At 40.4% G+C, this 10,900-nt stretch carries 11 protein-coding genes; 7 read left to right on the top strand and 4 right to left on the bottom strand.

All coding sequences use genetic code 11. The annotated features are described in order from the left end of the window. Positions 1-46 precede the first annotated feature (46 nt). Positions 47-709: a hypothetical protein gene (locus BC792_RS18070; protein ID WP_148910421.1), complete on the top strand. Its 663-nt coding sequence runs from the start codon at positions 47-49 to the stop codon at positions 707-709. On the opposite strand, the gene BC792_RS18065 is transcribed toward BC792_RS18070, so the two are convergent. From BC792_RS18065 to BC792_RS18055, 3 genes are read right to left on the bottom strand one after another with little or no spacing between them, the layout of a single operon-like run. Continuing rightward, positions 693-1,175: a hypothetical protein gene (locus tag BC792_RS18065; protein WP_148910420.1), complete on the bottom strand. Its 483-nt coding sequence runs from the start codon at positions 1,173-1,175 to the stop codon at positions 693-695. The genes BC792_RS18070 and BC792_RS18065 overlap by 17 nt on opposite strands. Positions 1,176-1,184: 9 nt before the next feature. Then, positions 1,185-1,670, bottom strand: a complete 486-nt coding sequence (locus BC792_RS18060) for a helix-turn-helix domain-containing protein (RefSeq protein ID WP_148910419.1) — start codon at positions 1,668-1,670, stop codon at positions 1,185-1,187. Positions 1,671-1,697: 27 nt separating this feature from the next. Continuing rightward, positions 1,698-2,150, bottom strand: a complete 453-nt coding sequence (locus BC792_RS18055) for a hypothetical protein (protein ID WP_148910418.1) — start codon at positions 2,148-2,150, stop codon at positions 1,698-1,700. Between the two features lie 235 nt (positions 2,151-2,385). Between BC792_RS18055 and BC792_RS18050 the strand changes: the two genes are divergently transcribed. From BC792_RS18050 to BC792_RS18020, 6 genes are all read left to right on the top strand, one after another. Next, positions 2,386-2,910, top strand: coding sequence for a PH domain-containing protein (locus tag BC792_RS18050; protein WP_482240271.1), 525 nt, complete (start codon positions 2,386-2,388; stop codon positions 2,908-2,910). A gap of 308 nt (positions 2,911-3,218) precedes the next feature. Continuing rightward, positions 3,219-3,866, top strand: a complete 648-nt coding sequence (locus BC792_RS18045; protein ID WP_148910416.1) for a DMP19 family protein — start codon at positions 3,219-3,221, stop codon at positions 3,864-3,866. 1,052 nt (positions 3,867-4,918) lie between these two features. Then, positions 4,919-6,805, top strand: coding sequence for a serine hydrolase domain-containing protein (locus tag BC792_RS18035; protein ID WP_148910415.1), 1,887 nt, complete (start codon positions 4,919-4,921; stop codon positions 6,803-6,805). A gap of 54 nt (positions 6,806-6,859) precedes the next feature. Next, complete coding sequence (locus BC792_RS18030; protein WP_148910414.1) at positions 6,860-7,981, top strand: helix-turn-helix domain-containing protein; 1,122 nt, start codon at positions 6,860-6,862, stop codon at positions 7,979-7,981. A 68-nt stretch (positions 7,982-8,049) separates the two neighbouring features. Further along, entirely contained in the window at positions 8,050-8,739 is a 690-nt protein-coding gene (locus tag BC792_RS18025; RefSeq protein WP_148910413.1) for a hypothetical protein, read from the top strand. A 59-nt stretch (positions 8,740-8,798) separates the two neighbouring features. Then, positions 8,799-9,743 carry a DUF4350 domain-containing protein gene (locus tag BC792_RS18020; RefSeq protein WP_148910412.1) on the top strand — a complete coding sequence of 315 codons (945 nt, stop codon included), beginning with the start codon at positions 8,799-8,801 and terminating at the stop codon, positions 9,741-9,743. A 220-nt stretch (positions 9,744-9,963) separates the two neighbouring features. Here BC792_RS18020 and BC792_RS18015 read toward each other — a convergent pair whose 3' ends face one another. Beyond that, entirely contained in the window at positions 9,964-10,341 is a 378-nt protein-coding gene (locus BC792_RS18015; protein ID WP_148910411.1) for a hypothetical protein, read from the bottom strand. Positions 10,342-10,900 lie beyond the last annotated feature (559 nt).

Raw genomic sequence — 10,900 nt, 5'->3', positions numbered from 1 at the left:
TATATATTATTGTAATCGGAAAGTGGCCCAATGACTAGCGAAATAATTGGCCCAATATCACCGAAATCACTGGCCCAGTATCACCGAAATAGACACCCCATCCTTTTTTAAGCATGGTGATACTTCAAATCAGAGAGAAGTAGAAACTAATCGCATCATAGAGGAGCTATCAATATTAAAGGGTGAAGTCAAACAACTAATAAACTCTTCAGCTGGCAGAGATATTCAAAGCTCCTACGAAGAAGCCATATATCGCGTAAAAGTATTAAAATCTGTTATAGAAGATAAAGGTGGTTTCAAAGTTTTCAAGATGCAAGAAAACCAAAATGAGGCTATGTTTCAGTTGCTTTTCCAGTTCGTCAAAGAAGGGTCTGCGTGGGATATTAATGCAGAAGTAAATAACGGACGAGGACCAGTAGATTTTACTGTATCACGCGGCTCGAAAGACAAAACAGTTATAGAATTTAAATTAGCGAAAAGTACTAAATTAAAGCAGAATCTACAGCATCAGGTAGAAGTCTATAAAAAGGCTAATGATACTGATAAGGCTGTCATAGCGATTCTTTACTTTAGTCAAATGGAATACCTGCATCTCACGACAGTGCTACGAGAATTGAATCTAGACAGTGCGGAAAATATTATATTAATCGATGCTCAGCAGAAATTGTCGGCATCTAATATTAAGAAGACAGCTATCCCTTATCGTTAGCCTTACCAGTCAAATTCAACAATTTCTGGGTATTAATTACGGGTAAGAGTATACCGTCTTTAACCACGGTCCCCTGTGTACGCGTTAAGATAATGCCACGAGCTGTAGAATAGATAATAGCGATCAATGTGTGCCCCAAAACAGATGAGACACGGAATTGATCTTTCTTTTTGTCAGGGTCAACAACATATTCTTCAAGCCCCTCAACCTTAAATAAAAAATCAAACGTAAATTCCGCCGTTAAAGGTAACGGTTTCTCGTCTTTACTTAAGCCATGGAAACGTGCCGTAAAGAGAAATCGTACAAGCTGATCTTCAAGGCGGAACATGCTCTTTACATCAAAATCAGTTTTAAAACCAGCAAGCGGGCAATTATCAAGATCGTCGCCCACATCAATGTTGCCTTTTACCGTCTTAACTTCTAAAAGCTGAATTCTATCTGGATCTATGCTATTCGTCTTCGACATATTAACTGCTTAACTTGCGGTTTCAATATAAATCACTTCTTCTGAAAATTTCTCCTTGTTTGTTTTCCTTTGCAGCACATATAAAGACGTTGTAGCGCGCATACTCCCTGCTGAAACGAAATCTTTCGTCTGCATTGGATTATTAGCTCTTTCAAACACAGGTGTTTTTATCGTCAACGCATGAACAGCCTTTGATACTTCCTCTTGGGATTCCTGAGCAGTATAGATAATCTGCTCCCCGAGTGCAGCCTCTATCTTAGCTATTGATTTCACTGTAAAATTATGGAAACCCGTAAGCCATCTGCTGATTTCGGCCTCTTTCTTGTTTAACATGTTTGCAAGATCTTTTTGTTTTAATCCTTTTTTATCCAGGAGAACAAGAATCTGGTTAGCAATAGCTAATGAACGTGACACGAAGAGTTTAGATTCCTTACTTGTATTCTCTAAAATCTTATCAAACAGATTCAAATCATCTATTACTTGTGGCGTTTTCATTTTTTATATTAAAAATTTTAAGTCGATTTAAAGTTCTATCTCAAAATCATCATCGAACTGCAATTCCCTATCCACCAATATCACTTCTCTATTTTTTATGGCTTCATCAAGCTTGCGCGCTAAACTGTTGGCAAACCGAAAATGCTTTCTACAATTGGGACACTCCTCTGGATTATTTTTTGTCTTAAGGTCTCCATTGAGCAGTATAACCACTTCCTCGCTCAGCCGTATACAATACAACCGCAGCCCAAATTTGTTTGGCTTCCCCGGCTGTATATAATATGGCGGAGGCAGGGCATCTGCAGCACGTTCGTGTTTAAAGTGTGCTTCTCGTGCACCATGCTTCTCTCCTATTTCCTTAATGAACTGCAAAATTTCACCAAGTTGTTCAGCATAGTCCGGACAACCCTCCATACGTGTCAAAAAATCTTCAAACTCACTTTGAGCCACGTCTTCCTTCTGTACTGTATAATAGTACACCTTCTCAAAGGATAATCGTCCGAGCCTTTTTATACTGACAAACAACTTAATATATAAGTTAAGTACAAATATAGTGCTAAAAATGAAACAAACAATATATTGTGCGGTTCTACAATTGATTTATTACAAAACACTGATTATCAAATATAATAAAAAAAGTGTAATGAACACCGAGCTAAATAATATTCTTTATATTTATTCAGCCACCCGTGCTCTAGATAACATACTGCTTTAGATATTACCAATTCCATCGCTTCTCTTTCACTTTTTTGTTGCACAATACCGGAAACATCTTAAAAAGCTGTGGATACTTCTATTCTACGGCGGAATGATTATATTTCTGTTATGGGCCGTAGAGTGGCGCCCGAGCACAGGAATGACAGTGCTTTTGATTTTTATATTTGTAACACTTATTGTCCCTCTCCTATTGATACACGTAAACCACTATACACAAGACGCCAAAGCACTTACGCTATTAAAAGATCGGATAGAATTATACGACAACGGAAAATTAACTTCGATTGACGTTAAAGAAATCAGTACTATGCTGGTATATAAATCTCCCACAAAGTTTTCAAACATTGGCTTACAGTCATTTTCTTTTGAAGACTATTTTTACTTGGAGATCAACACGCTCCAAGGACGGAAATATTACGTATCAAGCCTGCTTTCAGATAAAATTGATAAACTTTTTGAACAACAATATATGCTCAACCTAATACCTGTATCAACTTATTACCCGATCATCGTCAGAAGTTAATCGACCGTAGACGAATAGACCCTATAGCGACCTGTTTATAGAAATGTGTCCCTAATATTCCCAAGACTGCGTAACTTCATTACGTTTTTCCGTATGATTTCTCCTCTCCTTTTGAATATCTTTAATGAAATCAAAATTACTAGTGTGAATTGATGATAGACTTTAATTTGTGAAATACTTTTGTTAGATTTATGATTGACTATTTTATTGACCGAGATGGCTATTTTTATAGAACATGGATTTAGGGACCATTGCGCGTAACGAGTTGCCGTAAATGGTAGTTAGTGATCATGCTAAACGACACACCAATGGTAAGACGGATTATAATAATGGGACTAATAGCGACAATTCTAAACTTGTTTGCCTGTTCAAGACGGACAAATGATAATAATAGTGGACTTAGCAAAGAAGTAGAAGAACGACTTTCACAATCAATAGAAGCATTTAAAAATAGACCAATTCATAAAGAGTTGACAGAGCAAATTATTGACAGTACTCCAGATGATAACTTATTACAAGTAGTGTTTGATAACCTTTCTGAAAAACAGTCGACGGACTATGAAAAAGAATATGAAACAGTGATGTCTTGGAACAAATCAAGACAAGCAATTTATATGATATGGGCATTGGAAGCAGAAGTAAACAATGGTGGTTACAATCAGTTTTACTCTAATTCGAGTGCACAGTTTTATAAACATTTGTCAGACGCGTTAGAACTTGTTGGTGCGAATAAATTTGCTGACTTGACCAATAGAGCCAATGAAACCTTTGAACAGGAAAAATCTAAAATAACTCAACATCAAGACGGTACGATAGAAGGTTTCAGTAAATCATATGACGACAATCCTTTAAACAAATATGACGATGAATTTTATGAACTTTATCAGACCGAAAATCTACAGCAAATTCAAGTAGGTTTTATAAGAAGAAATAAAAAAGAATTTATAGATAAATAAACGTGCAAAGCCGCCCGTATGGTAAGGTAATTTTCACAACGGGCAGAGCAGTGGCATACTTAACCAAATCAAATTCATTAAAGATTATTGCAAAATTGACTTCAAACGAATTGGCAATCTTCACGGCAACGTGTATAAAAAGCCTATGTATTTTTTTAGGGGCTACAAAAAAAATAATCTTTTTACGCAAGTTCAGATTTCATCAATAATGAAAGCATTGTTACGGAAAGACGCCGATGCAGACATGGAAAGACAGCATGCATCTTACAAAAGAAAAGATGCTGTCCGATCATTGTCAGAATGTTGTATCTTTGCCCCTGTCAGATGAATGGAAACGGGCTCTGCTGGGGAGCAACCCGTCAACGATAATCCGGCCGACTGGAATGGTCAACGGGGACTAAAGTCCACCTCCAATTATTTGCCCATTCCAGGAAATCATGGCTTAGAAAATCCAAATTTGAGAATCTAACAAAATTGCCCGACTGTCAGATCAGGTCTTAACTTTTACACTTAATTATATCCTGAGCGTCCTTTCACAATATCTCTGCTCCAACAAAATATATCAGTATCTTCATATATGATTCTCGCAATTCGATGTTCAATTAACTAACGCGTTCATGTTCCGTGAACGCAAGGAAATTTTGGACAAATTAATCGATCAACTTCAAAACACACATAAAAGAGCAAGATATACTAATCCCAGCATTAGCGAAACTCTCCGAAATAACCGGCATAACTGCAAAAATACTGGACACAGAATCTGCCGGCAAACAGAACGAGTATACTCAAGACGGATGGAGATTTTATATCCACAGCAAACTAGGAAGTCATACATTAATTCTAAGGAATAAAAAGAGGCCGCTAGAAATTCCAACGGTAAGGTACGGAGATCATGACCGACGGCAGGCCTTAGGGTTGTAGCACGATGTAAGCTCTTTAAAGACTCATCTTGCTTCTGGCTGTCGCTGTGAGAAATCTTGTTGTTTAGTTCGTCTGGATAGATCCGAACCCGAACACTGCTGTACGTGTTTATTTTGGCAGAAAAACCAATAATGAGAACGAACATAACTACATTCCTTGCCCTCCTGTTTACGGTCTTATCGTGCAACTTATCTAAGGCCCTTACCCATCACGACAGTTCTTCGGACCCTGAAATGCAGCGTTTACTGAAAAAGCTCGACACGGTGTTAGACAAGGAACACATTCCCGGGCTGATGATTTCGATCGTTAGGAAAGACGGCATCCTCTTTTCGGGGGGATTGGGATACGCCGACCTGGAGCAAAAAATCATGGTCAATGCAAATACGCAGTTCCATCTGGCATCCGTTACAAAATTTTTCGTCGCTATGGGCATCCAAATATTGATATCCGAGGGTAGGTTGGACCTCAACGATAGGTTGCACGATATAGCCCCAGAAATTCCATTTACTAATCCCTGGGAATCGACTAATCCAGTCCGGATCGTCCATTTATTGGAACATACATCAGGCTTCGAAGATATCCATGTGAGCAAAATGGTCAATATCGAGCGAATACCGCAAAAAGGAATAGATGCCATCCGCTCGGTAAAGAGTTCATTTACCTCCCGATGGAAACCGGGAGAAAGGGCATCATACTCAAACCCCGGATATAATATTCTGGGTTATATCATAGAAAAAATTTCCAAAAGACCATGGAATGAGTTTTTAAAGTTAAAACTACTTAATCCACTTGGCATGCAGCACACTACTTTTGACCTAAGCGGCAACAGCCAGGTTTCTTTTGCGAAAGGTTATGATTTTAGCGCTGGCATATTTAGGCCTCTCCCGCTTTATGGGCCAAGTTCCAACGGTGCCAGCAGCGCCCTGGTCTCAGACGCCTCGGACATGTCCAGGTTCCTGCATTATCTACTCACCGCCGACGAAAATAGCAACGTTCTTAAACCCGAAGATCTCGATGAGATGGAAAAAGTGCACAGCACGCTGGCGAGCAAAAGAGGACTGCAAACGGGATATGCTTTGGGTAATGATCTTTTTCCCAACAATAAAAAGATACCGTTGAGGGGGCATAACGGTAAAGGAGAAGGGATAGTATCGTGGATTTTTTTCAACCGGCAAAAGGGCATTGCCTATGCCATCTCTGCCAACGCCAATGTCAACCTATATCCGGTATCACGGGTCATCGAAGAGTATCTGACGCAGGACGTTTCCGCTCCAACACTGAGCAGCGTTGAGCTAGATGGCCACGAGATAGAACCGATGCTGGGATATTATCAATTTTTAAATCCAAAAAATGAACGCTGGGAGTTCCACAAAAGAATTTTTGGAGGAATACGTCTCCTTTCTATAGCTGGTGACAAACTAATCGTTGATAGAGGGCATGGTCGGATCGATTCATTGATCCATATGGGTAATAAGATCTTCCGGGTCAAAGGCGATATCATCCCCTCAGTGATTGTTGGAACTGACGATGACGGCAGGCCTTTCTTCCATGGATATGGCAACGGTTTCTATAGGAAGGCTCCCTACGCTCCTATCCTGCTGCAGAAGACACTTATTTACCTGGGCCTGATCGCTGCACTACTTTCCATGATATACACGGTTGTGGGTATACCAATGGCACTGCTACGTAAAATAAGTCTTATGGACCTCTGCTTGGTACTTCTGCCCAGCCTTGGAATGATCGCATTTTTTGTTTCTTTTCGTCTGTTGGGAAAGACTGAAGCTGTAAGCAAGGAACTGTTAACCTATATGAACATGACAAGCATTTCCATTTTCGCAGGGATGCTCTTTTTGGGAATCAGCGTTGCTTTGGCGGCCTACCTATTATATAGGCGCTGGATGAAAATAGGAAAAAAATGGATAAAGATCGCACTTGCATTCAACACCATTTTCCTCTTCTACCTTGTCGTGCTTTTTGCCGTGCATGGCTGGATCGGCGTCCCCGTCTGGCTGATGTAATTCATAGATTCAAAATAAATAGCCTAAATTTACGTAAACCGTCCAACGTATTCAATGTCTCAAATAAACACCTTTGCTGCATTCTACGCTTTTTCTTCGGGTGCCCTGATCTTATTGGGAGCCATGCTCTTATTCAAGCCCGATAAAACGAATTCCCGGGCCAATCGATGGCTCGGGCTATTCTATGTTATTCTTGCCTGCACCTTTGCGCAACTTTTTTTGGAAGAGTTTGGCATCGGAGGAAGTTTTTTAGTCCACCTGCTCGAGCTTCCCCGATGGGCAATGTTTCCCTGTCTGTTTATGGCGGTCCGGCATTATACTTCACCTTCTTCTTCGGTCAAGGACTGGATTTTCCACTTCGTGCCCTTTCTGCTGTTCCTGTTGTTTTCCATCGTCTATCTTATGCCGGTTCTCTTTGATTACGAAAATCGTATCCCCCAGCTACCGCACTGGATGCGTTTTACCATTAGGTACTTTTTCTTTGTCCAGATAGTCTTTTATTGGGTCGTTTGTTTCTCCTTGTTCCGTCGGCACCAAAAGAATATAAGGAAGCTGGCCTCCTTTACAGAAAAAATTGACCTGGTATGGCTAAAGTATCTATTGATATCCGTACTTCTGCTGATCCTGATCCGCCTTTGGGGCCTATCGAATATTCATTCAGCAAGCTTTACACCAATTCTGTATTTTTTTGGAGTTATCCCTTTGGCGTACTCAACACTGACCCAAAAGTCCATCTATTCCGTCGAGCTATACCAGCAACCTGACGATACCGAAATATCAACCAAAAGAGAGCCCCATGAACGACTCACCGCAGAACAGGTCACTGCGCTCAGGGATATCGTATTGACAGATACTGTATCAAAAAAAATATATCTTGATCCTACGCTGACACTATCTGCACTGTCAGCTCAACTAGGTATCAACGCCCACGAACTTTCCTATGTGTTGAATAATGGGCTGGGAAAGAACTTTTACCAGTTTATCAATGAGCTTCGTACCGAAGAAGCGAAAGTACTTCTGTTGTCGGATAATACCAAGCACCTGGATATGCTCGGTGTGGCTATCATGGCGGGTTTTAATTCGAAAACAACTTTTTATACGACATTTAAAAAAACGACAGGACTAACACCAAAAGAATATATCAGAGCAAATTCAAAAGAAACGGGCACTAAATAAGTTCATCTGCATCCAAACGAACTGGTGCAGGCCATTAAAGCCCTATCATTGTTTCAAAAAAGATAATTATGAAAACAATGAAATCAGTCTTGTGGGCAGCTCCGACAAAATTTGGGGCAGTCATCTGCAGCTTCATGCTCGGCACCTTTTTATTTACGGTGAACTGTTTTGCACAGGCTTCCGTCATGTCAAGTTCCAATCTAAAAGATGAGAGGCTGCGCTCTGGAGCAAAGGAAGAGTTCGTGGGATTTTATCAATTCCCCAACAAAGTCGCCTTTATCGAATTCAGTCTGAAAGATGGAGTTCTGATAGCAAAACAGCTTTGGGATGACAAAGAATACCAACTGAGTCAAATAAATGAAACATTTTTTGAGTCAGAGAAGGAGGGGCACACGATCGAATTTCTCAAGGACAATGACGGCCATTTTACCAAAGCAAAATTATTGGGAAGGATAGTCGTATCAAAAGTTACGTTCAATCCTACAATCGTCAGAAGTTTATCGGACGCCCAGCTCAAAAGGCTCCAAGGAACCTACGTACTGGAAGATGACAATAACCTTAAGATGGAAGTGCGGGCTGTGGAAAACGGGCTGACAATAAAACAGCTATGGGACAATAAGGAAACTTCCTTTACACCCAGATCGGAAACCTTTTTCCTAAATGCGGATGGTACGTTCCCACTGACTTTCGAACTGACAGACGGAGAGGTAACAAAGGTCATCTGTTTTGAAAATGATATATGGAAAATATCGAAGTAAAATTAACACTAAAAGTAGGCAGCGAAATTGTCTCTGACTCAAGACCAATCTATTCAAACATGATGAAACTATTGTTAAGTACTATATTTTCAAAATCAGCACCTTTTTCGCTTCTGATTTTGTTCGCTCTTTGGGCCAATGTAGGTGTCGGGCAGCAGGTATCTGACGAAAATTTCAGCTACCCGATTATTGATCCCAAATATAGTTTAGGAAATGGCCCACTGATATTATTCGACGAGGCACACAATAATGCTTCGACTTTAAAAGGTGCATATTCTGCATTCCGTAAATTGCTTACAGCAGACGGCTATACAGTAGTGGCAAGCAAGGAAAAGGTGACTTCTCAAGTACTGAAAAAAGCTAGGGTCTATGTAACGGTTAATGCCATGTACGACCTGGAAGACTGGAACCTGCCGGCGCGATCGGCCTTCTCCAGGCAGGAAATAAAAGATCTTTCCGACTGGGTTGCCAATGGCGGCAGTTTGTTCTTAGTTACAGATCATATGCCCTGTGGAGGCTCTGTCAGCGAGCTGGCAGAAAGGTTCGGGATCAACATATTGAACGGATTTGCCATCCGCAGGGATGGTCTGCCGGAAGTGTTCTCGAAGAAAAAAAAGACACTTTTGCCGAGCGAGATCACCGCCCATCCCGGGATGGAAATCGACAGCGTCATGTGCTGGGGCGGAACGGGTTTTATCGCTCCGTCACATGCCAAGGCTATTACCGTACTTGGCGAAAATTATAGGATATACCTGCCCAGTGATGTCTCCCAGATCAAAAGAAGAGTAGTAGATACCGTTCCCTATATCTCAGGTATGGGACTGGTTAATGGCGCTTATCTCAAATTTGGCAAGGGTCGGATCGTCATGTTTGGAGACGGCGCACCCTTCTCAGCACAACTTCAGGGCATAAAAAGTGAAAAAAGGGGGATGAACCATCCCAGTGCAGGGCAGAATGCACAATTTTTATTAAATATCATCCATTGGCTGGACAAAATTTATTAACGCTATGGTCCCTTTTTGTATCCATTGGAAGCCTATAAATGGCTGTTGAAGCTGTGATAAAGCAAACCGTGTCATAGCGTTCGCTTTACAATCCCTTTTCGCTTATATCCAAAAATAAGTTTTAGTTGACCTATCTTATCAAAAACCTGCTGGAACTCTTGCCGTGACAGCTGAGTATCCACTCCTTTTTTCAGTCTGTTCTTTCCGAAAAGCCTGATTTCTACATTAGCTCCTTGGTATCTACCCCTCTTTCTTCCATATTCTTCTTAATGATTTTCCCGTCCATATATTCAAAATGTCGTCCATTTTGAATATAGTTATTCCAGCGCCAAAAACACAATGGATTTATTTTGTACAACCGATAAAGTATTTGATTTTCTGGAGCCGGATCGGTTTCTTTTATAAACTGCTCAAATCCGAAAGTTGAAAACCCGGGACTTTTAAAGGAAAAACTTTGCGTTGCAATAAAGGATCCATCTAAGTTGGCATATTTAAAATGGTTTTCATCGAGTTTATGGGCAATATATTTATTAACCACAGGCAGATTCGGAAATAATAAAACACTTAACACGAATATGATGATTGTCTTTTTTTTCATAATTTTTAATTTAGTTACATGCAGGGGTACTAGCCGGAGCCCTTGTTTGAATCAAGGAAACACCGGAGGCACCAGCATTCTTCATTGCACTCAGTTTTCCGTATAATCCTGCTGGTGTAGTAAAACCAACAGGACTATCAGGCACTACCAATGGATTTCCAGCACCAAGTGCCCCATTAAAAACATCTATCGCATAGTCAGTACAATTATAATCATTCAAATCATAAGATTTGTTACTCTTTGAAACCGCAATATTCCGAACATTGTTAAAGGCAGCTTCAGTTACCGTAACTGTATACCTAACGTCACTTCTACGAAAGTCAGAGTCTTCCTCAGCAATTGATGAGGTAACAACATTTTTTGTCGCCGTTATCCAAGTATCTTAGTAAATGGCTAAATCATTTTGAGATATAGAGAGTGAGCGAACGACGACGATGGCAAAGCCCTCCCCCTCCCCGCCCCCTTTTCAAAAACACGTATTTGCCACGTTTCATTTTTACTAAAAATATTAGCAATTTTGTCAACATGAACAGTCTTACATTCGTTTACAAAGGAAGGG

It is taken from the genome of Sphingobacterium allocomposti, from assembly GCF_008124885.1.
In the GTDB taxonomy this organism is placed as follows: domain Bacteria; phylum Bacteroidota; class Bacteroidia; order Sphingobacteriales; family Sphingobacteriaceae; genus Sphingobacterium; species Sphingobacterium allocomposti.
This window is presented reverse-complemented; position numbering and strand designations above follow the sequence as displayed.

Excerpts from the sequence above, each read along its gene's own strand:
- BC792_RS18030 (WP_148910414.1), top strand. The coding sequence starts at position 6,860 with ATGTCTCAAATAAACACCTTTGCTGCATTCTACGCTTTTTCTTCGGGT.
- BC792_RS18020 (WP_148910412.1), top strand. The coding sequence starts at position 8,799 with ATGATGAAACTATTGTTAAGTACTATATTTTCAAAATCAGCACCTTTT.
- BC792_RS18065 (WP_148910420.1), bottom strand. The coding sequence starts at position 1,175 with ATGTCGAAGACGAATAGCATAGATCCAGATAGAATTCAGCTTTTAGAA.
- BC792_RS18060 (WP_148910419.1), bottom strand. The coding sequence starts at position 1,670 with ATGAAAACGCCACAAGTAATAGATGATTTGAATCTGTTTGATAAGATT.
- BC792_RS18025 (WP_148910413.1), top strand. The coding sequence starts at position 8,050 with ATGAAAACAATGAAATCAGTCTTGTGGGCAGCTCCGACAAAATTTGGG.
- BC792_RS18045 (WP_148910416.1), top strand. The coding sequence starts at position 3,219 with ATGGTAAGACGGATTATAATAATGGGACTAATAGCGACAATTCTAAAC.
- BC792_RS18035 (WP_148910415.1), top strand. The coding sequence starts at position 4,919 with ATGAGAACGAACATAACTACATTCCTTGCCCTCCTGTTTACGGTCTTA.
- BC792_RS18015 (WP_148910411.1), bottom strand. The coding sequence starts at position 10,341 with ATGAAAAAAAAGACAATCATCATATTCGTGTTAAGTGTTTTATTATTT.